Here is a 25080-nt window from a genome sequence, read left to right on the forward strand (position 1 = left end):
CAAGATAGCGTGGTTATCGTTTTATGAGTAATTCACAAAACCAATGCGGCCTACATCGGGTCGTCATTGTTGGAGGTGGTACTGCAGGGTGGCTTGGTGCTGGCGTTCTTGCAGCGAAGCTTAGCGAAAAACACTCGGTTACCCTTATTGAATCTCCTACTGTGTCATCCATCGGCGTTGGTGAAGGTTCATGGCCGTCACTTCGCGATACTCTTCTGGATATTGGCATTAATGAATCTGAATTTTTAACCCTATGCCAAGGTGCTTTCAAGCAAGGCTCTAGCTTTGTTAATTGGCGTAAAGGCGGGCACCACTATCATCATCCATTTACTATTCCAACGGGCTACAACGAACTTGATATTCATGCTTGTTGGCAAGCTTTTGCGTCCGACATGCCATACGAAGACGCCTTTTCTCTACAATCGACAATGTGTGCAGCAGGCAAGGCGCCAAAGCAAATTGCTACGCCCGACTATGCTCATGTGCTTAATTACGGTTACCACTTTGACGCCACAAAGCTCGCTGATTTATTGAAAAAGCACTGTGTAAACAAGCTGAGCGTTGAACACGTTATAGGCCATATTGCCTCGGTCACTTCACATCCAAATGGCTACATTGAAAAAGTAGTAACAGAATGTGGGCAAGAGGTGTTTGGCGATTTGTTTATCGATTGTTCCGGTAACAACGGTTTGCTTATTGATAAACATTTTAAGGTTCCGTGGGTACCCGTTAAGTGCGCCATGCTTAACGATAGAGCCATAGCCTTGCAAGTGCCTTATGCAGACAATGATAACGAAATAAAAAGTACCACTGTGGCTACTGCACAAACCTGTGGGTGGACGTGGGATATTTCATTGCAGCACCGGCGAGGTACTGGCCTGGTTTATTCTTCCCAATTCACAAATGAAGAACAGGCAAAGCAGGTCCTTATTGACTATGTTTGTGAACGTTATTCTGATGCAAATGAGCATGAACTTGCCTTTCGCACACTTTCTTTTGAGCCGGGCTACAGGTCAAAGTTCTGGGTAAAGAACTGTTTAAGTTTAGGTATGTCTTCGGGTTTTGTTGAGCCGCTAGAAGCATCAGCTATTGCAATGGTTGAGCTTGGCTTACGTATGCTATGTGAAACCTTTCCGCATAATAAAGATCACATGGAAATAGTCAGTAAACGCTACAACACGCGTTTTGAATACCGCTGGGAGCGAGTCATCGACTTTTTGAAGCTACATTATGTTCTTAGTGATAGAGAAGAGCCTTATTGGGTAGCACAGAGAAGTGATGCTTCAATTCCTGACTCACTCGCTGAGCTGCTTAAACTGTGGAAGTATCAAAGTCCTTCACGCTTAGATCTTATCGAGAACGAAGAGATTTTTCCCTCTGCTAGCTACCAATATGTTTTGTACGGGATGGGCTTTACTACGTTAGGGCCGCCACTACGTTTAAACGAAAAAGATAAGCGTAAGGCCCTGCATCTTAGTGAAACGTTACAACAGACTAAAAATACCTATTTGCAGGGACTGCCAACTAATAATGCGCTGCTCAAAGATATTTCAAATCGCTATTACAATGAGCAGAAACACCTTCACTCGCATACTCAACGTCAGGACTATGGCAACGCTTGCGCTTCAAGTGAAGGTGATCGCGCTACAAATTTAAACAACAATACCTCTTCAGATAAAAAGGACACCTCATATGGCCGTATCGGGTTTAGATAGCAGTAACAATCAAACGCCCGTTAAGAACGTTGTTATTGCCGGTGGCGGTACTGCAGGATGGATGGCGGCCACGGCGCTGTCTCGGCTTTTGGGTAAGTCGATAAAGGTTACGCTAGTCGAATCAAAAGATATTGGTATTGTGGGCGTTGGCGAAGCCACTATTCCGCCGATTAGAACATTTCATAAGTTGCTAGGTATAGACGAAAAAGCCTTTATGCGCGCTACACAAGCCACGTTCAAATTGGGTATAGAGTTTGAAAACTGGCGTGAACAGGGTCACAGCTATATCCACTCGTTTGGCATTACCGGAAGAGAATGCTGGGCAGGAGAGTTTCACCATTTTTGGCTAAGGGCTAAAGAATATGGTTTCGGGGGGGAATTTGGTGATTATTGCCCTGAACTGATTGCCGCTAAGCAGAATAAATTTGCTACATCAGAAGCTATGCCGCTCAACTTTGCTTATCACTTTGATGCCGTCGCCTACGGTCGATTTTTAAAATCGTTAGCTTGCGAAGCTGGGGTAATGCACAAGGAAGGAGATATAGAAAAGGTCGATGTTTGCCCGCAATCAGGCAACATACAGTCCCTTCAATTAGCAAGCGGAGAAGTAATAAACGGTGACTTCTTTATAGACTGTACGGGCTTTAAAGGCCTGCTTATTGAACAAGCTCTTCATACTGGATACGACGATTGGCAGCATTATTTATTTTGTGATAGAGCAGTTGCCATGCAAACGGAGCTTACTGCGCCACCTGTGCCGTACACCAAAAGCGTGGCACATCAAGCGGGCTGGCGCTGGCAAATTCCACTTCAAGAGCGAATGGGTAACGGATTGGTATTTTGTAGCCGCTTTATGAGCGATGAGGACGCCATTAATACACTTAAATCGCAGGTGACAGGTGCGCCAATTAATGAGCCGAGAGTGATTCGCTTTACGCCCGGTAAGCGCAGACGTGGTTGGAATAAAAACTGCGTAGCGTTAGGGCTATCCAGTGGCTTTATTGAGCCACTAGAGTCGACTAGCATTCATCTAATCATGACCGGCCTTATACGCCTAATGCGTTTATTCCCTTTTGATGGCATCACCCAAAGCGCAATCGATGAATACAACAACAAGTTCGATAGCGAAATGTCGGCCATACTCGATTTCATTGTTATGCATTACAAGGTTACACAACGCGAAGACAGCCCTTTTTGGCAACAGTGCCAACGCATGGACGTACCGCCGTCACTTAAGCATAAATTAGCTTTGTTCGCCGAGTCTGGCCGTGTGTTTTTAGATGATGGAGATATCTTCCGCGTCGATTCTTGGACGCAAGTATTGATGGGCCAAGGCATGACGCCCAAGCAATATCACCGCGTAGCCGATGAGATGAGTGAACAGTCACTTAAGCAGTTTATGGCAGGGTTAAAGCAGCAGGTGGATAACCACGTAGCTAAACTTCCCACGCACGAGTCCTTCTTAACACAGTATTTGGGGTGAATTATTAGAAGCGTTAGTTGTTGGCGGCAGGTCGCGCGTTAACAGTGAGCCTAGCAACTCGCTTTTACCATCTCTCAGGTAAATACTGCGTGAAATATAAGGGCATCACGATATTGGTTTTTTCTAACGCTGAAGAACCTTGTGTACCGGTCAACTTAAAAGTTTTACTTGGATTACATTTTTCAATGTAGGATGCCAACGATTTTGCTCTTGTACGCTTGCCACTTTTGACTTCAACAGGGACGATATCGCCAACATCGGTCGCCAAGATAAATTCGATTTCGGCGCGGGCGTCATTCCACGAATAGCTTGGGTCAACGCCCATAGCAGTGAACTCTTGTTGCACAAAGTTTTCAGCTACATAGCCTTTGTATTCATAGTTTTGTTGCTTAATCTCTCTATAACTGCTGCCTAACATATGATTGAGCAGGCCCACATCAAAAAGAAACAGTTTAACCATATTTTCTTTTTTATAGGCCGCCAACGGAGATTTCGGCAATCCTTCTATAGGGTAGTTTGGCAAAGCTAAGCGGCAACAGTTAAGCCAATGGATCGCGGTTTCAAAATCGCTATAACGAGATTTACGCTTATGCACATGCTTAAATTTAAAGCGTTTAACCGAATCATCGCTGACAAGTGATAGCTGCGCTGGAATGCTATTGAATACCGATTCAATCAGTGTGGCATCGACCTTGCCCGCGTACTTACCGAAGTCGCGACGATAACCTTCAACTAAGTCGGCATGAATTTTTGTGACTTTTTCAACACGCTCTAGAATGCTTGAATCCTTAAACTGATACCAAGCAGAAACGGCTTCCGGCATACCGCCGGTAAAAAAATAGTCGGTAAGTTTATCCATCAATTTAGTGTGTACTGCCGGTGTGCTTACTTGACTATCAAACGCTTTGATCAGTGCTTGCTCGTTGGATGCGTAAACAAATTCTTGGAAGGTCAGTGGTCGTAAATTGTATTGTTCTACCTTGCCTACAGGGAAGGTATTAAGCAAACCAATGTTAGAGCCGATGGCTGCGACAAAATAGGACGGTGCTTTTTCGGCAAAATACTTCAGCGAAGTGACGGCTCGTTCACATTCGCCAATTTCATCTAATATCAACAAGTCTGTTTCTGGATTGAACACTTGGTTGGTTAACAACTCAATGTTCATTACTAGCTCGTCAGGTGACAACGAGCCATCGAACGCTTCTTTGTAAGTAGGGTTTTCGAGGAAGTCGATACGAAGGGTGTTGGCAAAGGTGTTCCCAAATAACTCTTGCAGCAGATAGGTTTTACCTGTTTGTCTTGCACCATCGATCAATAATGGCTTACGCACAGGTTGATTTTTCCATGCTATGAGAGCGTCTAGTAGGTTGCGCTGCATTGTCATTTCCCGTCAATTGAGACTGTTAACTGCCTGTAGTATAACTTATCCCACATTTTTTCGCGCATTAAAGTGTGGAATTTTACATTTTTATGCGCGAAAAATTGTCAAGATGCGCTAATTGGGCAAAACTTCCCCTTTTAAGATGATTTTGGGCACTATCTGCAAACCGGTTTGAGCGGGGAAAATAAAGAAGCCCTGTTTTTACAAGCAAATAACAGGGCTTTTTAGACGTCTTTGGTCGGGTAGCTTTTTACCCAAGAACCTATTCTATATTCTGAATTTGCTCGCGCATCTGCTCAATCAACACCTTAAGTTCAACGGCCGATTGTGTGATGTCAGTACTGATAGATTTTGAACCTAACGTGTTCGACTCGCGGTTAAATTCCTGCATCATGAAATCTAAACGGCGACCCACAGCCCCACCCTTTTTAAGGATGTTGCGGGTTTCTTTAACGTGGGCGTTTAGGCGATCTAGTTCTTCGGCAACATCCACTTTTTGCGCTAGCATGATCATTTCTTGTTCAAAACGGCCTGCATCAAGCTCTACCTTTGCTTCTTCAAAGCGGGTTTGCACTTTTTCTCGTTGCCACACCATAATTTCAGGCATACGCGCGGCTACTTTTTCTGCTTCAACTTCAATGGCATCTAAGCGCTGCGTGATCATACCTTTAAGGGCTTCGCCTTCTGTAGCGCGAGCACTGATAAAGTCGTTTAACGCTTGATCGAACGCTGCCATTACGTCGCCGTGAATGGTATCCATATCAGTTTCTTCTGCAGCAATCACTCCAGGCCAGCGCAAAACATCAAGCGGGTTAACGCCGGTAGACTGACCATGTGACTGCACCCAGTCGGCAGCGTGAAGCACTTGTTTAGCCAGTTCTTCGTTTAGGCTTAACTTGGTTACAGCAGCATCGTTAGCAGTAAAACGAAGTGCACATTCAACTTTGCCTCGCGCCAGCTTTTTACGAAAACGCTCGCGCAAAACCGGCTCCAACGAGCGGAATTGTTCCGGTAAGCGAAAATACGTTTCTAAAAAGCGTTGGTTTACCGAGCGTATTTCCCATACGGCTGAGCCCCACTCTTTTTTCGTTTCTACGCGCGCAAACGCTGTCATGCTGTAAATCATAAATATCCTTTAAATTTAACTGAAAGCCTGCAAAAACAACCCGAACGTCGTGTTGTATACGTGAATATCTAAAGCAGGTTTTCTCGTATTTCGTATATTAGCGCACATTTAGGCAATTCAGTAAGCAAACATGTAAAGTTCGTTTTTATCGGTCACGGGTAATGCGTTATACTTAGCGCAATTTCGTAGCTACATCGAATTTACAGGGTTTGACCGCGCATTAAGCTTTCTATTCCTATGTCGTAAGAAAAACCTGTGAAACGCTACCCTTTTTTTAAGCATTTACGTTGTGGAGAACACTATGCGTCCAAGCGGCAGAACCGCCAGTCAAATTCGCCCTGTTACTATTACTCGCCAGTACACTTGCCATGCAGAAGGCTCTGTTTTAGTAGAGTTTGGTAACACTAAGGTGTTGTGTAATGCGACGGTGGAAGAAGGTGTACCACGCTTTATGAAAGGCCAAGGTAAAGGTTGGGTTACCGCAGAGTACAGCATGCTTCCACGTGCAACCCATACACGTAGCGGTCGTGAAGCGGCCCGCGGTAAGCAAGGTGGTCGTACGCTAGAGATTCAACGTCTAATTGCGCGCTCACTTCGCGCGGCAATTGATTTAAAACTTCTAGGTGAAAATACAATTACACTAGATTGTGATGTCATTCAGGCTGACGGCGGTACACGCACGGCATCTATTACCGGAGCATGCGTAGCTCTTGTTGATGCGCTTACCTATATGCGTGCAAAAGGCATTATCAAAACTAATCCGCTTAAGCACATGATTGCTGCACTTTCGGTGGGTATTTATGAGGGTACGCCAATCGCTGATCTTGAGTACACCGAAGACTCTGAAGCAGAAACAGACATGAACATTGTGATGACCGAGACCGGTAAACTGATTGAAGTTCAAGGTACAGCTGAGGGTGAACCCTTCTCGTTTGAAGAGCTTGATGAATTGTTGAAAATTGGTAAGCACGGCTTACGCGAATTATTCGATATTCAAAAAGCGGCGCTTGCGTAAGCGAGGCAATTAAGCGTATTTAACGCCTACGTATTAGTTAGTAATTAAGAGGTCATCATGAAAGCGTTTCAGCGTGATTTTATCGAGTTCGCCATTGAACGTGGCGTACTAAAATTTGGCGAATTTACTTTAAAGTCTGGCCGCGTTAGCCCTTATTTTTTTAATGCAGGCTTGTTTAATCGCGGCGGCGATTTGGCCAAGCTAGGGCGTTTTTACGCTGATGCGCTAATGGATGCAGGTGTCGAGTTCGATGTACTGTTTGGTCCAGCGTATAAGGGTATTCCTATTGCGACGACTACCGCCGTCGCACTGGCCGATAGCCACAACCTTGACGTACCTTATTGCTTCAACCGTAAAGAAGCGAAGACTCACGGTGAAGGCGGCAATTTGGTAGGCAGTCCGCTAGAAGGCAAGGTTATGCTGGTGGATGACGTAATCACCGCGGGTACCGCTATTCGTGAATCGATGACATTAATTGAACAGCAGCAGGCAAGTTTGTCTGGCGTATTGATCGCATTAGACAGACAAGAGCGCGGTAATGGTGAACTGTCAGCTATTCAAGAAGTAGAACGTGATTTTGGCACTCAGGTGATTTCTATCGTATCGCTAGCCGATGTGGTAGCTTATCTGACTGAGAAAGGCGATTTTGAAAATGAAATCAATGCCATTAATGCCTACCGTGAAAACTATGGCGTCTGATTTTGATAGCGCCTTTAGCGCAGCAAGTCAGCATTTAGACGCACTAGGTTTACGTTGCCCAGAGCCGGTGATGATGGTGCGTTTAAATATTCGTAAGCTGGCCGATGGGGAAACCTTATCGGTCACAGCTGACGATCCCTCAACGGCAAGAGATATTCCTAGCTTTTGCCGTTTTATGGACCATACATTGGTAGCGTCTCAAACAGAGACCCTGCCTTACCAATATGTTATTAAAAAAGGGCGCGCCTAAGCGCCCTTTTATCATCCAAATTTAGGCTTATAGCGCCTTCCATTTAAATTTCCTACTCTACCTTTCTGTATTTCGCCTCCAGCGCGCAATAAAGGCCAAACATAACAAAGCCTGCGCCCACTGCACCAATTAGATAAGGGCCGAAGGGTTGCTTCATTAAGGTTTCTAGTGCTTTTTGTAATCCACCTGCTTGTGATGGGTTACTCAATATGGCGGCAAGAATAAAAAAACCACCTACTAAGGAATAAACGACACCTCTTGCGGTATACCCTAAGCGACCAGTTACTTTCACACTCTTTCTAATGCGCTGATTTAAAGCGTGTAGTGAAAACTTCTTTAAAAAGTCTGCAGTGTAAGCATGTTTGAACTGCACAACGGCAAATATGATGATGCAAAGCCCGATTGCGGCTACAAGCAACAGCCCCCATTCGTATTGCATTAAAAATTCACTCACCTTCTTTCCACTTCCTTGGGATGAAGAGCTACTTTGTACTTCTAATAAGGTTTTACCCCCTGCGTAAGCAGCAACAAAATAGAAGGCGCCTGATATAAAGAAGAACAGCTTGTTTATAATGTGAAAGAGCCAACTGTCATCATCTGATTTTTCAGTAATGAAAATCTGCAGCCAACGCCAGCAGGCATAGCATGCTAAGCCAAGAACAAGAATGCCTAATAAGATCTGTCCGAGTGGTTGTTCTTTAAGTGTAAGAAAGACATTGGACTGAGAGGCTTTTTCACGGTTAAGCGCAGTAAATACAGATGTAAGAATGAAGACACCAAGCATAACGTACATGACGGTTTTGGCACTATATCCCGCTCTAGCGGTTATCTCTTTCCATTTAGACGAAGGTTCCACGGTGTCCTCTCATAGCTTAATTGCAAAATAAAAACGACTTAGTTATTTATCCTGTATCAAGTTATGTTCCGTTTTGCTCCTGTCTGTATTTTACGCTTGCGAGCTAGCGTTTCAGGTTAACGTTCTGAACTGTCTGCAACGGCTTTTAGCAGCAAGTTTTGAAGCGTACGTTTGCTGTGAGCACAATTGCAGTGAACATCTGTCATATGCAGAACTTCACCTTTAAGCATTTGCTGTAGTGCAGACGTTCTGATATTCAAAGTGACAAAGCCGTCTTCATTTGGGATTTGTTTCGACATCATCATTTGCTCCTTCAACTGTTTGATTTAATGCAGAGCTGCAGAAGCAAGCTGTCTGCTAAATTGAGGTTGGTAGGTTTGCTCAAGCGTGTGCTGAATGGCGGATATAAGCCGGCATACAGACGGGTTAGTGGCATGCAAAGGCAATATGGCAATTAGCTGCTGTTGGCACTCCTGCAAAATTGCGTGAGATTCTTGTCTTTTGTGCTCTTGAGCAAGTAAAGAAGATAAGTACATGCCCATAGTGCCGAACGCGAGTATATCTTCTTGCACCGCGTTTACTTTTTGAGAGGATATGGGCTGCAGCGCATTAAGAATGGCCTTCGCGGCTTCAAAAGTTTGATAACCCAACTCTCTGGCATAATCTAATTCACCCTGTTGATGGGCTTTCTGCGTCTGTGCCTGCATTGCTAAGCGATGCTCTCGTGCGCTTGAAGGGTTTAGCTGTAGCCACTTTCTGTAAACTGGGCATAAACGTTGAACATTCATATAAGCACCTCCTGTTTTTTATTACATTAGTGCAAATAAGAATCATTATCAAATGTAAAGTTCAAAAAATCTATCAGCGTAATTTGATTTGGGAATTTAAGGGGGGCCTCGCACGATTTGGTCGATGCTATTTTGATAGCTTTAGCGCCGTCAAATCGAAAGACTCTTTAATTAAGAGAACATATTAGACAGCCACCATAGTAAGACTACCACTAGCGTGATAGCAAACACGGCTTTCATCTTGTAGCGTTTTATAAGTTGCTCTGCTTTGTCACCTGCGTAATATACCACTACTGCAAGGCCAAAATAACGTATAGCGCGGGCAATGACCGTAGCTAAAAGGAAAAGCGGAAGTGAGTATTGGGTGGCGCCGGCAGCTAACATGGCCACTTGAAAAGGAATAGGCGCAATGCCTAGGGTCATCACAAACCAAAAGCCTTGGTTTTGCATTTGTTGTTTAACGCTGTCGAACTGATCTTGACTAAAAAAGGTATCAATAACCCACTGACCAACAAGGTCGAAAAGGTAATAGCCAAGGGCATAGCCGAAAACAGCGCCAATCACACAGCCCACGGTAGCCATTAATGCAATTTTCCAGAGCGACTCTCGTCTAGCTTGCATTAACGGCACCATAACGGCTTCAAGCGGTATAGGAACAATGGTCGATTCTAAAAATGACGCTAAGGTAATACCCTTTAACATATGTTTGGAATCGATAAGCTTTTTGGTTTTGTGCTTAACCTTTTTACCTAGTGCCATGTAACCTCTACCACTTTTATTGTTTTACTGCTTGTAAACTACCCCGTCTTTCATCACAAAAGACACGCTTTCCATAAGCGATATATCGTCAAGCGGGTCGCCTTGAACAGCAACAATATCTGCTAACTTACCTTGTTCTAACGTGCCGAGAATATCGCTTATGCCCAATAAATCTGCACTATTAACGGTAGCGCTAAGTAGCGCGTCAGCAGGTTTCATTCCTGCTTCAACCATTAAAGAAAATTCCTGTGCATTATCCCCATGGGCCGATACACCACTGTCTGTACCAAAAGCAATTTTTACGCCCGCTTTGTGCGCTTGTTCAAAGGTATTTTGAATTAAGGGGCCGATGGCTGCTGCTTTAGGGCGAACGAGCTCAGGAAAGAAACTATCAATCTTGGCTTTATCTGCTACAAACTTCCCAGCCAATATAGTAGGTACATAATAGGTGCCGTGTTTCTTCATTAGCTTGCGAATTTCATTGTCCATGTAGGTACCGTGCTCAATAGAATCCACTCCTGCTTCTATTGCGCGTTTCATGCCCTCTTTACCATGAGCATGCACTGCCACCGTCATACCGTAATCTTTTGCTGTATCGACAATTGCTTCTAATTCGTCGGTCATAAACTGAGGGTTTTGGCCACTTTTAGCCACGCTTAGTACGCCGCCAGTTGCAGTAATCTTAATTAGGTCGGCACCATCTTGATAACGGGCACGTACCGCTTCGCGGGCTTCCACTTCGCCGTTAACTACACCCTGTTTGGGGCCTACATCTGGTCGAAGTAAGTGAGACATACCATTGCTTGGGTCAGCATGTCCGCCTGTAGTCGCAATAGATTTAGCTACCGTGTAAATACGTGGGCCGGTAGCATAGCCTTTCGCAATAGCATTTCTTAAAGCCACTGTTTCGTTATAGCCATCACCAAGATTACGCACTGTGGTAAAGCCTGCATCTAAGGTTATTTCTGCGTAGTTTGCTGCACGCAATGCGTAATCGGCTTCATTAAGGGAAAAACGTTCTAAGTAGGTTTGCGGCCCGCCGTGTTGCGACGATAAATGAACATGCATATCCATAAGACCGGGCATAACCGTTGAAGCACTTAAATCGATGACGATGTCGCCTTTTTGTGGTTTAGCAAACCCTTTCTTTATCTCCGCTATTTTGTTGCCTTCAATAACAATGGTCATTTTTTCTTGAAGTGATTTTGAGGTGCCAGTAAACACTTTTCCCGCGTGTATGAGGGTATCGGCAACCGTAGAAAAAGGTGATGAGATTAGTGCGCTGGTAATCGCAAGGGTGATCAAAGGCTTTTTCATAATGTAGGTCTTCTTTTGATTGTTTTATAGACTACATCGAATGTAATGCACACAACGAGATAACGCAAAATAAAGTGCTTTTAATGACATCTTGATGGAGATACGTATTTTAATAGTAGGCGCAACTTACAGGCGCAAAATAGCGGTGAAAGACTAGTAGCGTAACCATAAGTAACGTAAGAGTAGAAAACGCGAATTAGGGTGTTTGAAGTATTTCACCCAATACGAAGGTCGTACCGCTAGATTGAATACTAAATTGCGTATTCGAACCATCCGATGACTCTTCGGCTTGTTCTAACAGCTGATAATAAGTGTTTTGATGTAGCCTTGCCCATAGGTTTCTACGAACGCGAGTGTAAGGAATAGGTGTTGCCTGTGGGTCTTGAATAGCTTGTGGGGGAACTCGAAGTTCTAGCTGATCTTCGCGCTCTAAGCGAATAGTGTCGCCGGTTTGCGTAGTAAAGACATAGGTGCAGTCACTAGTTGGTTCAACCTCTATCTCAACTTCACCCGCTTCGCCGCCTTCATTTCTTTCTATATGCCATTGGGTGATTAGGAAGGGCGTGTCCTCAACAGTGATCCCTACCTTTTCGACAGGGGTGACTAAAAAGTACTTATCGCCTTCTCGCTTCAGTACAGAGGCAAAAAGCTCGACCAGGCTTGCCCGCCCGATAGGGCTGCCTTCGTAAAACCATCGGCCATCAAGGGCTATCGTCAGATTAATATCACCGCAAAAATCTGGATTCCATTGGTCGACGGGGGGCAAAGGGCGCGCTTTTGAAGACGTGCCCTTAAGTTGTTGTTGAAACTTAGTTAGATCCACGCTCTTCAACCAAAACTTTCAATTCGCGTAGCTTTGCTTTAATACGACGCATATTGTCTGGCCCGGTACGCAGTAGCTGCTTTTGTGGCTCGTTGAGGCTTTCTAAACGATCGTCGGCATACTTATAAGCTACCGAATCTGTATACACCTCAACAGGAACCGGTACTTCTGGTGTATCAAGTAACTGGTCTATGGCCTCTAGCAATACGCTGTTAAAGTCTTGGTCTGGATTACCAATCTCTGCAAACTTCGCTTGGATATCGTCTTTATAAATACCGTAGATATTTAGCAGCGCTTCATTATCGAACGACTCCAGCATATCTACATAAGGCGTATATCGTTTATAACTTGCAGCGTCAATCCACTGCTTTCCTGCTTGAGAATAAACACGAAAATTTTGTTCTGGCGGCGTAAGTAGTTGATGGTTTGGTGCCATCTCATCGTTCGCTAGATTAGTTACAGAGACTACAAAGCGCTGAATAAGCCCTTCATTAACCAGCATACGATTTACGGTTTCTTCGTCTGCAGACGAACTCTCAATCAATGACGCTTTGACTGCTGGGTCACTTGTATCGAGTGGTTCTGGATCTGGTTCAACGGGTTCTGGCAATGGTTCAACGTCGTCTTTTTCTTCAAGTTCAACGGTGGGCGCAGGCTGGGTAGGCTCAAAAATCTCTGGCTCTTGCGGCGCTGTGACTTCAGGCTCGGTCACTTCAGGTTCAGGCGTAATGACTGGCTCAGGCTCTTCGTCACTTGGCCAAAAAACTACAGCCAGAATAACGATAAGAAGGATGCCGACAATAATAAAATGTGGGCCTAACGATTTCTTTTCTGACGATTCGCTCATAATGACTCCGCTACAAAAATATCCTTTCGGTAATACTACCAGAGATAACACCCAAAATTAGAAAATCAATCAAGAGAAATGTTCCCTCAAAATCCAAATTCCTTATTTTGAACAGATTTTAACGTTTAAAAGACACTTTCCGATTTGTTTTCGACCAAAAATTAGTGGGAACTCCCCATTTTTTCGATCTTCCAGTTCGCCATATAATGTAAATGTGAAAGTAATTTTTAAAACAATTGTTTAACATTTGGGGCTTTGTGTACTAATGTGTTGATTAATCATTGAAAAGCAAATGCTAGAGCACTGCTATTTACAGTAATTAACTAACATTTTGAGTCCTTGAGTCCCAGTGTTACCTAAATGTGCCCTCGTAGGATAGTAAGCGTGAGTAAATTCAAATCATATCATCCAAAGTTACACCGAGCCGTTACACGGTACACTGCTATACAATACGTTATTGCACTAGGGATAATGCTTTACCTATTTTGGAATATGCATAGTCTGCCACCGCATCATCAACTAATTACTGTAATAACCGTGGTTGTTATGGGCATACAAAATGGCTTTATCTTGTCGAGAGCAAAAGTTGCACTTGCTGTAGAAGGGCCTCGGTTGCTAGTTTTCCCACTCCTATGGATAGCAACGGGAATGGGGGTAGCTGCTCTTGTGTACACCGTTTTTTCTATTGCTTCGTTGTTGGTTTTAGCCAACGCAGTGCGACATAAAAATCACCGCCCCCCACTTCATCTTCTGAATGAACCTGAAAACCTCGCATAGCGTATAAAAGTCATTATTTCGCCCTGGCTATATTCAATATAAATAACACCAAGCAGGGCGAGCGTAATGCGCACGCTGATTTCATGAGGTAGGAAAATGCATAAGTTTTATTTTCGGGATATTGAAGAGTCGCCGACGGTTATCGATTACTTAGAAGTTCAGTCTTATGAAATGAACGTCTATTTGGTTTATCTAACTATCGATAAACAAAGCGGTATGCTTTACGACAATAAAGACAAGCCAATGCGTTTTTTTAGTGCCGGGCACATACGTGAAGCGTTCGCCCATTGTCGCGTTCAACAGGCTGTAATGAAGCACGATACACCGTACGATGAGATGATAGGCAACCCGCCGAAAAGTAAAGAGCAGATGGCCCTACCTTTTAGTATGGAACTGCCCTATTAAACGCAACGCAAACTACCCAATACTACCGGCTCAGTGCTATTAGAAGTGTAAAAATTAGGCGAAGGCATTAAGTAGAGTCTTCGTCCTTTTCCGATAATCCCACTTTCAAACAAGCTGCATAAAGCGCGGTAGGATTCATCGTAAGAAGGGGCCAAACCTTGTTAAGAGCAAAGCCAGTTGCCTGCGGCCTCGCGCATATCCACTTTGGCTTGCAACCGCTTCGCTAACAAAAATAAACCTCCGAGCTTTCTATGTATAAAGAGCGCATCGACGGGCGGTGTGTGCCAAAAGTTATGTTCCATTGTAAGCGCCATTCCTTTTTCGTGAAGCCTTGCGATTAAATCGCTTTTTCCAAAGTCATAAGCCCCCTCAAAGCGAATGGCTTCACAGGCTTCCATGCCTATATCTATGACTGCATTTACTTGCATCTGAGAATGGCTGTCATCAATAAGCCCAATATTGAATGCAGCTTGCTGCATCAGTGCTTTATCATTGTCTGCGGCGCTCTTAAGCAAAGCTTGGTATTGCTGAGATATATTTTCAGGCACTTCGCGAGTGGCACCAAAATCTAGCAGCACAATTTCTTTGGTATCGGGTTTAAACTGATAGTTGGCTAGGTTAGGGTCGCTTTGAAGCAGCTTAAAGTGGAAAACCTCATTAAAAAACAACGTCATTAACGCTGTCATCACGGCATCTCGGACTTCTTGAGGTTCATCAATTAGCACATCCAAATCTTTCGCCTCGATAAAGTCCATGGCTAGTACCGTACTTGTGGTAAGCGGTGAATAGGTCTTTGGAATAATAAACGCGCTTTGTTCTTCACCTCGGATATCAGTGGCTTCAACTAGGTTGCGATAACGGTTAAGCATATCGGCTTCTCGTTCATAATCCGCCTCTTGGTGAAGCTGCGCTTTGGCTTCCTGCAACAGCGGGCCTATATCTAATGATTTTGGCACCAAGCCAGTAAGCTTTATAAGCGTTGCTACGTTATCCACATCGCTATCAATACTCTTCTTCACGCCTGGGTACTGTACTTTTACCGCTAACATTTTGCCGTCCATAGTAATAACTTTGTGAACTTGGCCTATGGAGGCTGCGGCAACAGGGGCGAAGGAAAAGTAAAGTAAGTCATCTTGCCATTTGTCGCCCCAAGACTGATTTAGCGTGGCTATTAGCTGGTCCTTGGGCATGGGGTCAGCATCGTCCCGTAAACGTCCTAAAATGACGGCGAGTTCTTCGGGTAAAAAGTCACCCGCATCCATGGAAATGAGTTGTCCAAGCTTCATAGCGGCGCCACGCATACTGGCAAGCTGATCGGCAATATTTGAAATATTCTTTGGTGTTAAAAGCAGCGAAGACAAGACCGGCTTCTCACCTTTTAGCAACTGGCCAGCACCCTGAGAAACCACATTACCTGCTATCCTACCTGCTAACGTGCCTAAGCGACCTATACGAGATAAACGAGACGAGGGTACTGCCTTGCTCGAACGGGGCGGCGATTCGGAAGATTTATTTGGCTTCTCTGCCATAGGTTCACTCTGTTTTATTGAAGACGGAAAGGGACATTAATATTTATCGTTTAAAGCATAACTTAAAAAGTACTCTGACCCTTTATACATTTAAGTACGGCGGCTGGATCGGGTATAAGAGCCGTAAGTCTCCAAATATCTCATTGGGTAGCTTGATAGTAAGGTTAAGATTATAGAATCAGGCAGAGATTTAAAAATAAGATTGAGCACTGCATAAGTGCGCGGTTTACACAGTGCTATATATTTAGATGAACTGAGAAATAAATTGAAGCACTAGACCTATAACACTGCCATAAGCAAACCCTGCCCAGCCGCTTGCTGTTCTGTAACGCCAAAGCGCAGCACCAAAGAATCCGCACCATAGCATTGCAGAATAAGTTGATATTAGGCCCCCGCCCATGCCTGTATCTGGCAGAAATAGCATTACGATAAATGTCAGTGCCATGGCACCGCTCAACAGCACCCACATGATATTTTTCTTATCAGCGAACGCATTGCTGGTTTTATCACTTGATAAGCTAGCATTTGGCTCTTGCTCAGTGCGCACTGCTGCATTAGCAGTACGCATTTTTCTTGCGCGGCGCTCGCTTCTTGATTGGGTTTTCTTGACCTGTGAAGGCAACGGTGCTGTAGCGCTATTGGTCATGATATACCTCGTTAACTAGGTGTGAGTAACGTATTTGTCTACTGATAAGGTAGAGCATGCTTGCAGCTATGACTATAAGACTTCGGTCTCACACTACATATTATTAGAGCGCCCTTTGATACAAAGTAATACAAAAAAGCCCACCGGCATTCACAGTCCTTCAACAGTGAAAGCCGGTGGGCTTTAATAACTTTTAACCGCTAAATGTTAATGATGGTCGCTACTTTGACTTTTAAAGCTCACTTCCAGCAGATTTACACTATCAGCAAAGGTTAGGGTTTTAATATCGCCCTTGCCTTCTACATTTAGCGTATTCACTTGCTTCGGCCATAAGTCGCGTAATGCATCGTGGCGAATTTTAATACCTTCTAGCACAGGCGGTTCAGCAGTTTCCTGATAAACCCAAAAGTGCTTACCCTCAACTTCAAAGCCCACATCTGCAAGTTTTAACGATTCGCCTGCCGCATTTAAAATCGCAAAGTGATGGGCAACGTAATCAGCAAATTGTTGCTGCGTTTTAACGTCATCCATAATATCTGCATGCTTATCGAATAAGGCTTTAACCGCGTGCTCAGCATCATGCAAATTAAAGCGGTGCATCACTTCGATATTTTCTGTTCTGGGGTTGAACAGTACCGTTGTTATCGCTGCTTTTATTTGATGCGCTTGGGCAATTGTGCTGAACGACATCGCGCTAACAAATAGCGCAGCCGCAATAGCCAACCCACTAACGCTTGCAAGCAGAGCATGAGAGCTCTGCAGCAGGCGGGATAAAGACAACTTATTCGTCATCTTTATCCTCGTCGTCAGTTTTTAGCTCGGTCTTTGAATCGTGCATAAGGTCGCGGTACTCGTAAGTGTTACGCGGCTTGTTCTTATACGCTTCAATGCGAGAAGGAATGATACGGCGTGGGTAGTGGTTATTTTCCACGTCTACGTCCGCAGTTTCCCAATGTGGGTCAACCGTAACGCTTACCAGCTCTTTGTCTTTGTCAGTCACGATAAGCTTGCTTACGGCCTTAGGTGTACGACGCCAGATTTCCGCCGGAATGCGCATTTCTTCTTTCGTACCGTCTTCAAAGGCTAGCTCAAGAATAATCGGCATTACCAAACCACCTTTGTTACTAAAATCTAGCACGTAGTAGTTTTTGTCTTCTTTTACCGCACGTTCAAAGGCTTTACGCTCCCAAGGTTCAAGCTTATCAAGGAACTTCTTGTACTTGTTGCGCTCTTTGTTGGTTACGGTATAGCGGTCGTTTTCATCGTAGAAATCGCTGATATCTTCAAAGCGGTCTACCCACAGTTTTCTACCTTCTTCTTTATTGCGAATATCGGTAAGTGACTTAGGTTTTTCCATTTCTGCTTGGCGCTCACGAGCAAAGTCGATATCTGGATCTTCAGTGTCTAAACGCAGCTTGTGTACGCTGTCTAGGCTAATATCTACGTGGTCTGTGGTATAAAACCAACCGCGCCAGAACCAATCTAGGTCTACACCCGAGGCCTCTTCCATAGTGCGGAAGAAATCAGATGGAGTTGGACGTTTAAACATCCAGCGTTGCGCGTATTCTTTAAACGCGAAGTCAAACAGTTCGCGGCCAAGAATCGTCTCACGAAGAATATTTAGCGCTACTGCTGGTTTGGTATATGCGTTTGGACCTAGGCGAAGTACCGAGTCAGACTGCGTCATAATTGGCACCTGCGTCTGAGACTTCATGTAGCCTGTGATATCACGCGGCTCTACACCCCATGGAATCGTTGGGTCCCATTCGCGACCGGCAACGCCATCTAGGAAGCTGTTAAGACCTTCATCCATCCACGTCCACTGACGCTCATCAGAGTTTACCGTCATAGGGAAGTAGATATGGCCAACTTCGTGAATAACTACGCCAATTAGGAAGCGTTTCTCAGCTAGCGAGTAGGTGCGTGAACCGTCATCACGAAGTTCTGTACGAGGTCCATTAAAGGTGATCATGGGGTATTCCATGCCGCCAACTGGACCATTGACTGACTGCGCTACTGGGTATGGGTAATCGAAGCTAAAACGGCTGTATACATCCATAGTGTGGATGATTGACTCTGTTGAATACTTCTGCCAAAGCTCACCACCTTCTTTCGGGTAGAAGGACATTGCCATTACAAGCGGCTGAGTGTCACCACCTTGCTGATAGCCACGTGCATCCCATGCAAACTTACGCGACGAAGCCCAAGCAAAGTCACGTACGTTATCCGCTTTAAAGGTCCAAGTCTTAAGCCTAGAAGTGCCTTCCTTTTCGTTTTCAATCGCTTCTTCAGGAGTAACGATAAATACGATACGATCAGCTTTTTCTGCTTTTTTCAGTCGATCCCGTTGTGTTTTAGTTAACACGTCTTTCGGGTTTTGAAGCACACCTGTTGACGATACGATGTGATCAGCCGGAACCGTGATATCTACTTCGTAGTTACCGAATTCTAGGGTGAACTCACCACGGCCAATAAACTCTTTGTTAGTCCATGCTTCGTAATCGGTGTAAGCCGCCAAACGAGGGAACCACTGAGCTAGCAAGAAAATATCGTTGCCGCCTTCGCGCTCATCATCTGGGAAGTGCTCGTAACCTGCACGTGCTGAAACCGCATCTTCTTCAACAATATTAAAGGCAAAGTCGATATCAAAGGTTACTTTGCTGCCCGGCTTTAGTGGCTTAGCTAGGTCAACCCGCATTAGGGTACCCACAATAGTGTGGCGTAAGTCATTGCCCGCTTTGTCTTCAACGCGAGAAATGGTGTAACCCAGTTCATTGTCTTCAACAAACTGCTGGCGGCGCAGTGCGCCCATGCTTAATTTAGCGGGCGTATTGCCACTTGCGGCTTGCGTGCCTGGTCCACGGTTACCAATGCCACCGAAAGTGGTAGTAAGCGCAGACATTGAGTCGTCACGAAACTTGTTTTGATCAAGTTGAACCCAAAGGTACTTAAGGGTATCGGGCGAGTTGTTGTAATACGTAATTTCTTCGCTTGCTTCGATACGGCGCTCGTCTTCAAGCAGCTTTACGTCGATATCGTAATCTACTTGCTGTTGCCAGTATTGATGACCAGGCTCACCAGCGGCGTTGCGATAAACATTGGGAGTAGGAAGTACTTCGTCTAGCTGACGGAATTTATCTTCAAAGTCGCCTTTTGTTTGTTTTATAGCGGCGGTACTAGGAAGAGAAATCAGCATAGACAGTACTGGCGCTAGCCAGAAAAAGTGTCGTTTTGCGGTGCTCATGCAGGTTCCTTGCAACTTGTAAGTTAGAATTGTTATAAGATAACACTTGCTAGTATATAAGTATGGCCCGCACAATCCAATTTTTTGACCGTAAACTAACCATGTTTTAACGCAAAAAAACTGTAACAGAACGTTTTGTTATACGGTTTAACTGTCGTATTCTTAAGCTCTTGTTATCTTTTTTCTTCCCCCCTATGAATTGTTTTAATTGGCAACGTGCTGTTATTAAAGTTGGCAGTGCCCTTATTGCACCCGAAGGCAATGGGTGTAGCGGACGCTACCTTTTGTCTCTTGCTCGTTTTATTACCGCAAGCCGAGAGGCTGGCAAAGAAGTGATTTTGGTTTCATCTGGCAGTGTCGCTGCTGGTCGTAGCCAAGTTAAAGTTCGCCACAACGCTTCTATTGCGGAGAAGCAGGCCATGGCTGCAATCGGGCAGAACCTAATGATGGCCAACTGGCAGCGCTTTTTTGATTTCCCATGTGCGCAGGTATTGCTAACCGCAGATGATTTACGCAATAGAACGCGCTACGTAAATATCAAAAACACGTTACGTGAAATTTTAAATCACAATGCACTACCTATCGTGAATGAAAACGACACAGTCGCCGTTAATGAACTTAAAGTGGGCGATAACGATAATTTGGGGGCTTACACGGCATTGGTCGCGCAGGCTGATACCTTAATTATTTGCTCTGATATTGACGGTTTATTTACTGCAGACCCCAGAAAAGATGACTCTGCGACCCTTATTCCGAAGGTGGAGAAAATAGACCGTACTATTTACGGACTAGCGGGGGGCGCAGGTACTGCGGTAGGTACAGGTGGTATGCGTACAAAAATTGAAGCGGCGGATAAGTGCACCAGCAGTGGTATCCAAACCCTTATTGTTAATGGGCGAAAAGGCGAAACCTTCGATGCTTTACTTGAAGGCAAGGTACCTGGGACTTTATTTACTGCTAGCAGCACGCCGGCCAGCGCCCGAAGGCTTTGGCTTACTCACACCCTTAAAACTGCTGGCAGAGTCGAGGTAGATAGCGGTGCGAAAGAGGCGCTGGTAAGCAAAGGTGCGTCGCTATTACCCACTGGCATTTTGAACGTGACCGGTTCATTTGAACAAGGTGATGCCGTTGAAGTGATGTGCGATGGAGAAGTCATCGCTAAAGGCCTTTGCTTGTATAACGCAAAAGACTTAACCCTAATAAAAGGGAAAAAGTCGAAAGAAATCGCCAATGTGTTAGGTTATGAAACAAGCGATGTTGCAGTTCACCGTGACGATATGGTGCTTTATTCTTAGCACAAACAATAAAATACGATATAGCGCTTAGGCGCTATATATGTTCACTGTTTGTGTTGATTGGGCAACAACACTCACCTAAATGTATATGCCAAGGATTGATCATGACTGATATTACACCGACACTTGCCGATTACCCTTATAACGTCACTATTGCCACCCGCTGGCAAGACAATGATGCATACGGTCATATCAACAATGTTGTGTATTACGGTTTTTTTGATAGCGCGGTAAACCGCTTTTTGATTGAAAAAGGCAATTTAGATATACACAACGGGCAAACCGTTGCGTATGTGGTAAGTAGTCAATGCCAGTACGTGGCTCCGGCGGCATACCCTGAAGACATTTTTGTTGGACTGCGGGTAATTAAAATTGGCCGAAGTTCAGTGACCTATGGATTGTCTGTGTATGCCGGCGAAAATAAGCGACGCGTGGCGCATGGTCAATTTGTACATGTATTTGTTGATAGGAAGACCGATAAAGCTATTCCCATTCCTGTAAACGTGAAAGCAGCGTTAGAATCTATTGTGGAAGTAATGTAGGCCTATCGACAATGACAAAACACAATACTTCGAACGGTAAAATTGAGGATAACCAAACACAATCGTCGCGCAACGGGCAAAAAAAGCGAGTTGTCTTTTTAGACGCTGAAACCATGGATTTATCGAGCCTTGATACTTCTGTACTCGATAGTCTTAATGCCGACGTCACACTTTATCAGCAGACTGATGCTGAAGAGGTTGGTGAGCGTATTCGAGCAGCCGATGCGGTTTTAGTAAATAAAGTTGTGCTAAACGCCGAAGATTTAAAGCTGGCAGAGCAGCTTAAGTATATTGGTGTAACGGCCACTGGTATGAACAATATCGATCATGATTACTGTAAGCAAGCGGGTATTTCCGTTCAAAATGTAGAGGGCTACGGCACTGATAGTGTGGCGCAGCACGCGTTAACCTTATTGCTGAATTTGGCTACGAACTTTGTGGCATATCAACGTGATATGGATAAGCAGGCATGGTCCGCTTCTTCTCATTTTTGCTTACTTAATCACCCAGTGATCGAGCTTGCAGGTAAACACGCGGTGATCGTGGGTCACGGCGAACTTGGTAAGCGTGTAGAAGCATTGTTCAAAGCTATGGGGATGAAAGTGAGTATTGCTGCTCGCCCCGGTAAACAAGACGACCCTCGCCCTAGCCTTACTTCCCTTTTACCCGATGCCGATGTGATAAGCCTTCATTGCCCGCTTACTGAAGACACCGAAAAGCTTATTAACGCAGATACGCTGTCATTGATGCGGCCAACAGCTTTTCTTATCAATACCGCTCGTGGCGGACTGGTTGACGAAAAGGCGCTTTACCATGCGCTTAAGCACAACAAGATTGGTGGTGCAGGTTTAGACGTACTGAGCGTAGAGCCACCGCCTGTGGATCACATATTACTAAAAGAACCCTTACCTAATTTACTGGTATCGCCACATAATGCGTGGATTGGGAATGGGGCCAGGCAAAAGCTGCTTGATAAAGCCCTTGCCCATTTAACAGAGTTTTTAGGTTAAAACGCAGTTATGAACAACGCGACCTTATTTACTCTTTGTTGCCTAATTTGGGGTTCAACCTGGATAGCAATAACCTATCAAATCGGACACACATCAGAAACGTTTGCCATAGCGCTTCGCTACTTCTTAGCGTCGGCGTGTTTGGGGGCATACTGTGTTATTAAACGTTTGCCGCTAAAACTTCCCTTACACGTTCATGTGAAAATGGCGGCAGTAGGGCTCTTCTTATACAGCTTAAATTACACGCTGCTGTATATTGCGCAAGCGCATATCATTAGTGCGCTGCTAGCACTTATGAGCTCATGCATTATTTACATTAACGTTGTACTTCGCCGGTGGTGGCTAAAAGAGCCCATTAGAAAAGAAGTAGTGGTTGGGGCCACCTTTGGCTTAGTAGGTATTGTGTGTTTGTTTGTGCCTGAGTTTTCAAAAGTAACCATGGACGCGGCTCTAGCCACCGGTCTTGCCATCGCGTTTGTCAGCTTTTTCTGTGCGTCAACGGGCAACGTTATTTCCGAGCGTATTTTGACCTCGGGCACGCCTGTTATACAGATGAATTTCTATGCCATGAGCTACGCCATGGCGCTGCTTTTCATCACCTCGTTGACTATGCCTGGTGAATTGAAAATACCTACCCACATTGAGTTTTATCTATCACTTGTTTATTTGGCTATTTTTGGTTCTGTGTTTGCGTTTGGCGCCTACATGAAGCTCTTAAAACAGATGGGCGCTGACAAGGCAGCCTACGTGGTGCTGGTATACCCCATGGTTGCACTTGTTATTTCAACGTTTTTTGAAGGCTATACCTGGAGTGTGTTATCCGTACTTGGCGTCGTGATTGTGCTGGTGGGTAACGCTATTGCAATGGGGAAAGTGCCCCGCTTTATGCGTCGCCCACCCGTATCCAGCTAGTGCCTGTTGAACTTTACTATACATTAATTCAGCAACCCCTAGAGAAATCGTTTACTTAAGCGCATTGATTTTCTTGTTTAGCTCGTAAGCAGGCTCAGTGACAATGGTTTCAAGGGTTTCAATGCGCGCCATCAGGGCTTTAATTTGCGCATCTTTATCTTCTAAACGCTGCTGCTGTTTGTCAGTAACGGCTTTTACAAAAGGGTTACTGCACTCGCCGTTCATCCAGTCGTTCAATCGCCACTGAAACTTTGCGTCTAGGTAGCTTGCAAAAAGCGCAAGCGACGTGATGCTGCCAATCAACAAAACTAAACTTAACGTAGACATAGTGTTTTCCTCATTTAAGGTCGAAGCATTTAAAGAAGTGCCTGCATCTCTCAATACGGCATGTTCTATTTTCATTTCTATTATCAGTAGTCGGGCGTTGTTCAAAAAAATTACAGCTTCATCGAAAAAAGTTTGTAATAAAAACTGGTATGGGCAGACTGATAGAAGTAACACAATAAAATAACAACAGTTTTTGCTATTAGGGATGTGACCTTGGGCCAGGGTTTTGAAGATGTTTTTGCGCAATACGGAGCACTACTTGGCCGTGTAGCTAACAGCTATGAGGCAAACGAAGCGATGCAACAAGAGCTATTGCAAGAAATTGCTGTTGCAGTCTGGCAAGGACTGTCTCGCTTTAAAGGCGATAGCAGCGTAAAAACTTATATTTTGAAAATTGCTCACAACCGCGCTGTGACTCACGTAGCAAGTCAAGTGAAGCGTATTGATACCCATCAATACGACCACGATGATACGGGCTCTGACGGGTACGCGAGTAACACAAAATCCCCAGAAGAAATGTCTAGCCAACACCAGTCTTTAGAACGCCTTTTGCGCGCTGTCAGAGCGTTACCTCTGCAACCAAGACAGGTGCTTACCCTTTCCCTTGAAGGCTTAAGTTACGACGAAATAGCAGACGTATGTGGCCTAACTAAGAATCATGTTGGTGTGATATTAAAACGCGCCAAGCAAAGTATCATGCAGGAGCAACCGCATGCATAATTCAGATAAAGAAAATCAAAAGACGCCGCCAATATTAGTAGGTAACGAACAAAACGAGGCCCTATCTGCGCTATGGCAAACTCAGCCAGTTACGACTATCGATGTTGAGGAAGTAAAGTCCAGTTTGCGCAGTCAACGAACAAAGCAGCGTTGGTATATGGTATTTGACTCCTTAATGGTTATCCCCGCTATTTACGTTCTAAACAAGTATTGGGGAAATATGACGCTTGTAGCACAAATGATGTTTCTTTTTATGTTGGTCACCTCTCTGCCATTACTTATATACCAATTGTGGCTAAGACGGGTGGCGGCTTTCTACAAAGACAGCCAGACAGCAAATCACCTTACTCGACTCACTAAACAAATTAAAAACAATGTAAAAATCGCATTCATTACCAAACACTCAACCTGGGTAGCCGTAGTTTTTGGCATTGCCTTTATTCTAGAGCGTTATTTCTTCGGCGATCTTACCCCTGAAAAAATTATTAAGATGTCCATTGTAATGGTCTTAATGACTATCGGAATGTTGATTTGGTATGTATGGGCACACAAAAGGCAAAAGCGCTTCGAGCGGCAGCTCAAAACGCTAGAAAGTATGGCGCAGCAGCGCTAGA

27 protein-coding genes are annotated in these 25080 nt (G+C 44.6%); 13 read left to right on the forward strand and 14 right to left on the reverse strand.

What is annotated here, in order from left to right; genetic code table 11:
• Positions 1–23: 23 nt before the first annotated feature.
• Positions 24–1715 (forward strand): tryptophan halogenase family protein, encoded by a 1692-nt coding sequence (locus IW644_RS12375; protein WP_269917857.1) that lies wholly within the window; start codon positions 24–26, stop codon positions 1713–1715.
• The gene (locus tag IW644_RS12380) at positions 1693–3198 is read left to right on the forward strand and encodes a tryptophan halogenase family protein (RefSeq protein WP_269917858.1); all 1506 of its coding nucleotides are present in this window, start codon (positions 1693–1695) and stop codon (positions 3196–3198) included. Before IW644_RS12375 ends, IW644_RS12380 begins: the two co-directional genes overlap by 23 nt.
• 64 nt (positions 3199–3262) lie before the next feature.
• Here IW644_RS12380 and IW644_RS12385 read toward each other — a convergent pair whose 3' ends face one another.
• Both IW644_RS12385 and IW644_RS12390 read right to left on the reverse strand, forming a co-directional pair.
• On the reverse strand, positions 3263–4576 hold the full coding sequence (locus tag IW644_RS12385) for an ATP-binding protein (RefSeq protein WP_269917859.1): 1314 nt from the start codon (positions 4574–4576) through the stop codon (positions 3263–3265).
• Between the two features lie 265 nt (positions 4577–4841).
• Complete coding sequence (locus IW644_RS12390) at positions 4842–5705, reverse strand: YicC/YloC family endoribonuclease (RefSeq protein ID WP_269917860.1); 864 nt, start codon at positions 5703–5705, stop codon at positions 4842–4844.
• A 301-nt stretch (positions 5706–6006) separates the two neighbouring features.
• On the opposite strand from IW644_RS12390, the gene rph reads away from it, so the two are divergent.
• Genes rph through tusA form a run of 3 tightly spaced genes read left to right on the forward strand, consistent with a single transcriptional unit; the run spans position 6007 to position 7669 of the window.
• Positions 6007–6720 carry a ribonuclease PH gene (rph, locus tag IW644_RS12395; protein WP_025257195.1) on the forward strand — a complete coding sequence of 238 codons (714 nt, stop codon included), beginning with the start codon at positions 6007–6009 and terminating at the stop codon, positions 6718–6720.
• A 57-nt stretch (positions 6721–6777) separates the two neighbouring features.
• Positions 6778–7419: an orotate phosphoribosyltransferase gene (gene pyrE, locus IW644_RS12400; protein ID WP_269917861.1), complete on the forward strand. Its 642-nt coding sequence runs from the start codon at positions 6778–6780 to the stop codon at positions 7417–7419.
• The gene (tusA, locus tag IW644_RS12405) at positions 7409–7669 is read left to right on the forward strand and encodes a sulfurtransferase TusA (protein WP_214992661.1); all 261 of its coding nucleotides are present in this window, start codon (positions 7409–7411) and stop codon (positions 7667–7669) included. Before pyrE ends, tusA begins: the two co-directional genes overlap by 11 nt.
• Positions 7670–7721: 52 nt before the next feature.
• Here the strand turns inward: tusA and IW644_RS12410 are convergent, their stop codons facing one another.
• From IW644_RS12410 to IW644_RS12440, 7 genes are all read right to left on the reverse strand, one after another.
• A complete protein-coding gene (locus tag IW644_RS12410; RefSeq protein WP_269917862.1) occupies positions 7722–8525 on the reverse strand; it encodes a DUF1206 domain-containing protein in 804 nt (267 codons plus the stop codon).
• A 116-nt stretch (positions 8526–8641) separates the two neighbouring features.
• A complete protein-coding gene (locus IW644_RS12415; RefSeq protein ID WP_269917863.1) occupies positions 8642–8824 on the reverse strand; it encodes a hypothetical protein in 183 nt (60 codons plus the stop codon).
• 27 nt (positions 8825–8851) lie between these two features.
• A complete protein-coding gene (locus tag IW644_RS12420; protein ID WP_269917864.1) occupies positions 8852–9313 on the reverse strand; it encodes a hypothetical protein in 462 nt (153 codons plus the stop codon).
• Between the two features lie 171 nt (positions 9314–9484).
• On the reverse strand, positions 9485–10072 hold the full coding sequence (locus IW644_RS12425; RefSeq protein ID WP_179985077.1) for a YqaA family protein: 588 nt from the start codon (positions 10070–10072) through the stop codon (positions 9485–9487).
• A 24-nt stretch (positions 10073–10096) separates the two neighbouring features.
• Positions 10097–11389: an amidohydrolase family protein gene (locus IW644_RS12430; RefSeq protein ID WP_269917865.1), complete on the reverse strand. Its 1293-nt coding sequence runs from the start codon at positions 11387–11389 to the stop codon at positions 10097–10099.
• 196 nt (positions 11390–11585) lie between these two features.
• Positions 11586–12212, reverse strand: a complete 627-nt coding sequence (locus IW644_RS12435; protein ID WP_269917866.1) for a DUF1285 domain-containing protein — start codon at positions 12210–12212, stop codon at positions 11586–11588.
• Positions 12199–13059 carry a DUF3014 domain-containing protein gene (locus IW644_RS12440; RefSeq protein ID WP_269917867.1) on the reverse strand — a complete coding sequence of 287 codons (861 nt, stop codon included), beginning with the start codon at positions 13057–13059 and terminating at the stop codon, positions 12199–12201. Before IW644_RS12440 ends, IW644_RS12435 begins: the two co-directional genes overlap by 14 nt.
• A 384-nt stretch (positions 13060–13443) precedes the next feature.
• On the opposite strand from IW644_RS12440, the gene IW644_RS12445 reads away from it, so the two are divergent.
• Positions 13444–13836 (forward strand): hypothetical protein, encoded by a 393-nt coding sequence (locus tag IW644_RS12445; RefSeq protein WP_269917868.1) that lies wholly within the window; start codon positions 13444–13446, stop codon positions 13834–13836.
• A 96-nt stretch (positions 13837–13932) separates the two neighbouring features.
• Positions 13933–14241, forward strand: a complete 309-nt coding sequence (locus IW644_RS12450) for a DUF6482 family protein (RefSeq protein WP_269917869.1) — start codon at positions 13933–13935, stop codon at positions 14239–14241.
• A 161-nt stretch (positions 14242–14402) separates the two neighbouring features.
• Here the strand turns inward: IW644_RS12450 and IW644_RS12455 are convergent, their stop codons facing one another.
• The 4 genes from IW644_RS12455 to IW644_RS12470 all read right to left on the reverse strand — a co-directional run bounded on the left by IW644_RS12455 (position 14403) and on the right by IW644_RS12470 (position 19660).
• Positions 14403–15770 (reverse strand): ABC1 kinase family protein, encoded by a 1368-nt coding sequence (locus IW644_RS12455; protein WP_269917870.1) that lies wholly within the window; start codon positions 15768–15770, stop codon positions 14403–14405.
• A gap of 244 nt (positions 15771–16014) precedes the next feature.
• On the reverse strand, positions 16015–16416 hold the full coding sequence (locus IW644_RS12460) for a hypothetical protein (RefSeq protein WP_269917871.1): 402 nt from the start codon (positions 16414–16416) through the stop codon (positions 16015–16017).
• A gap of 207 nt (positions 16417–16623) precedes the next feature.
• A complete protein-coding gene (locus IW644_RS12465) occupies positions 16624–17208 on the reverse strand; it encodes a DUF6702 family protein (RefSeq protein ID WP_269917872.1) in 585 nt (194 codons plus the stop codon).
• The gene (locus IW644_RS12470) at positions 17198–19660 is read right to left on the reverse strand and encodes a M1 family aminopeptidase (RefSeq protein WP_269917873.1); all 2463 of its coding nucleotides are present in this window, start codon (positions 19658–19660) and stop codon (positions 17198–17200) included. Before IW644_RS12470 ends, IW644_RS12465 begins: the two co-directional genes overlap by 11 nt.
• Positions 19661–19854: 194 nt before the next feature.
• Between IW644_RS12470 and proB the strand changes: the two genes are divergently transcribed.
• From proB to IW644_RS12490, 4 genes are all read left to right on the forward strand, one after another.
• The gene (gene proB / locus IW644_RS12475; RefSeq protein WP_269917874.1) at positions 19855–20955 is read left to right on the forward strand and encodes a glutamate 5-kinase; all 1101 of its coding nucleotides are present in this window, start codon (positions 19855–19857) and stop codon (positions 20953–20955) included.
• Between the two features lie 104 nt (positions 20956–21059).
• Positions 21060–21497, forward strand: a complete 438-nt coding sequence (locus IW644_RS12480) for an acyl-CoA thioesterase (protein WP_179985066.1) — start codon at positions 21060–21062, stop codon at positions 21495–21497.
• An 11-nt stretch (positions 21498–21508) separates the two neighbouring features.
• Entirely contained in the window at positions 21509–22507 is a 999-nt protein-coding gene (locus tag IW644_RS12485; protein ID WP_442864438.1) for a D-2-hydroxyacid dehydrogenase, read from the forward strand.
• Between the two features lie 9 nt (positions 22508–22516).
• Entirely contained in the window at positions 22517–23419 is a 903-nt protein-coding gene (locus tag IW644_RS12490; protein ID WP_269917875.1) for a DMT family transporter, read from the forward strand.
• Between the two features lie 51 nt (positions 23420–23470).
• Here IW644_RS12490 and IW644_RS12495 read toward each other — a convergent pair whose 3' ends face one another.
• Positions 23471–23821: a hypothetical protein gene (locus IW644_RS12495; protein WP_269917876.1), complete on the reverse strand. Its 351-nt coding sequence runs from the start codon at positions 23819–23821 to the stop codon at positions 23471–23473.
• A 138-nt stretch (positions 23822–23959) separates the two neighbouring features.
• Between IW644_RS12495 and IW644_RS12500 the strand changes: the two genes are divergently transcribed.
• Positions 23960–24466 carry an RNA polymerase sigma factor gene (locus IW644_RS12500; RefSeq protein ID WP_269917877.1) on the forward strand — a complete coding sequence of 169 codons (507 nt, stop codon included), beginning with the start codon at positions 23960–23962 and terminating at the stop codon, positions 24464–24466.
• Positions 24459–25079: a hypothetical protein gene (locus IW644_RS12505; RefSeq protein WP_269917878.1), complete on the forward strand. Its 621-nt coding sequence runs from the start codon at positions 24459–24461 to the stop codon at positions 25077–25079. The genes IW644_RS12500 and IW644_RS12505 overlap by 8 nt, the downstream gene beginning before the upstream one ends.
• The last annotated feature ends 1 nt before the right edge of the window (position 25080 follow it).

This window comes from Alteromonas sp. PRIM-21 (genome assembly GCF_027563165.1).
In the GTDB taxonomy this organism is placed as follows: Bacteria; Pseudomonadota; Gammaproteobacteria; order Enterobacterales; family Alteromonadaceae; genus Alteromonas; species Alteromonas macleodii_A.

What these genes read in the sequence shown, in the direction of transcription:
- IW644_RS12380 (WP_269917858.1), top strand. Translation starts at nt 1,693, where the DNA reads ATGGCCGTATCGGGTTTAGATAGCAGTAACAATCAAACGCCCGTTAAG.
- IW644_RS12430 (WP_269917865.1), bottom strand. Translation starts at nt 11,389, where the DNA reads ATGAAAAAGCCTTTGATCACCCTTGCGATTACCAGCGCACTAATCTCA.
- IW644_RS12470 (WP_269917873.1), bottom strand. Translation starts at nt 19,660, where the DNA reads ATGAGCACCGCAAAACGACACTTTTTCTGGCTAGCGCCAGTACTGTCT.
- IW644_RS12440 (WP_269917867.1), bottom strand. Translation starts at nt 13,059, where the DNA reads ATGAGCGAATCGTCAGAAAAGAAATCGTTAGGCCCACATTTTATTATT.
- IW644_RS12495 (WP_269917876.1), bottom strand. Translation starts at nt 23,821, where the DNA reads ATGAAAATAGAACATGCCGTATTGAGAGATGCAGGCACTTCTTTAAAT.
- IW644_RS12460 (WP_269917871.1), bottom strand. Translation starts at nt 16,416, where the DNA reads ATGACCAATAGCGCTACAGCACCGTTGCCTTCACAGGTCAAGAAAACC.
- IW644_RS12415 (WP_269917863.1), bottom strand. Translation starts at nt 8,824, where the DNA reads ATGTCGAAACAAATCCCAAATGAAGACGGCTTTGTCACTTTGAATATC.
- IW644_RS12480 (WP_179985066.1), top strand. Translation starts at nt 21,060, where the DNA reads ATGACTGATATTACACCGACACTTGCCGATTACCCTTATAACGTCACT.
- IW644_RS12375 (WP_269917857.1), top strand. Translation starts at nt 24, where the DNA reads ATGAGTAATTCACAAAACCAATGCGGCCTACATCGGGTCGTCATTGTT.
- tusA (WP_214992661.1), top strand. Translation starts at nt 7,409, where the DNA reads ATGGCGTCTGATTTTGATAGCGCCTTTAGCGCAGCAAGTCAGCATTTA.
- IW644_RS12385 (WP_269917859.1), bottom strand. Translation starts at nt 4,576, where the DNA reads ATGCAGCGCAACCTACTAGACGCTCTCATAGCATGGAAAAATCAACCT.
- IW644_RS12505 (WP_269917878.1), top strand. Translation starts at nt 24,459, where the DNA reads ATGCATAATTCAGATAAAGAAAATCAAAAGACGCCGCCAATATTAGTA.
- IW644_RS12490 (WP_269917875.1), top strand. Translation starts at nt 22,517, where the DNA reads ATGAACAACGCGACCTTATTTACTCTTTGTTGCCTAATTTGGGGTTCA.
- pyrE (WP_269917861.1), top strand. Translation starts at nt 6,778, where the DNA reads ATGAAAGCGTTTCAGCGTGATTTTATCGAGTTCGCCATTGAACGTGGC.
- IW644_RS12390 (WP_269917860.1), bottom strand. Translation starts at nt 5,705, where the DNA reads ATGATTTACAGCATGACAGCGTTTGCGCGCGTAGAAACGAAAAAAGAG.
- IW644_RS12420 (WP_269917864.1), bottom strand. Translation starts at nt 9,313, where the DNA reads ATGAATGTTCAACGTTTATGCCCAGTTTACAGAAAGTGGCTACAGCTA.
- IW644_RS12455 (WP_269917870.1), bottom strand. Translation starts at nt 15,770, where the DNA reads ATGGCAGAGAAGCCAAATAAATCTTCCGAATCGCCGCCCCGTTCGAGC.
- IW644_RS12450 (WP_269917869.1), top strand. Translation starts at nt 13,933, where the DNA reads ATGCATAAGTTTTATTTTCGGGATATTGAAGAGTCGCCGACGGTTATC.
- proB (WP_269917874.1), top strand. Translation starts at nt 19,855, where the DNA reads ATGAATTGTTTTAATTGGCAACGTGCTGTTATTAAAGTTGGCAGTGCC.
- IW644_RS12425 (WP_179985077.1), bottom strand. Translation starts at nt 10,072, where the DNA reads ATGGCACTAGGTAAAAAGGTTAAGCACAAAACCAAAAAGCTTATCGAT.
- IW644_RS12485 (WP_442864438.1), top strand. Translation starts at nt 21,509, where the DNA reads ATGACAAAACACAATACTTCGAACGGTAAAATTGAGGATAACCAAACA.
- IW644_RS12465 (WP_269917872.1), bottom strand. Translation starts at nt 17,208, where the DNA reads ATGACGAATAAGTTGTCTTTATCCCGCCTGCTGCAGAGCTCTCATGCT.
- rph (WP_025257195.1), top strand. Translation starts at nt 6,007, where the DNA reads ATGCGTCCAAGCGGCAGAACCGCCAGTCAAATTCGCCCTGTTACTATT.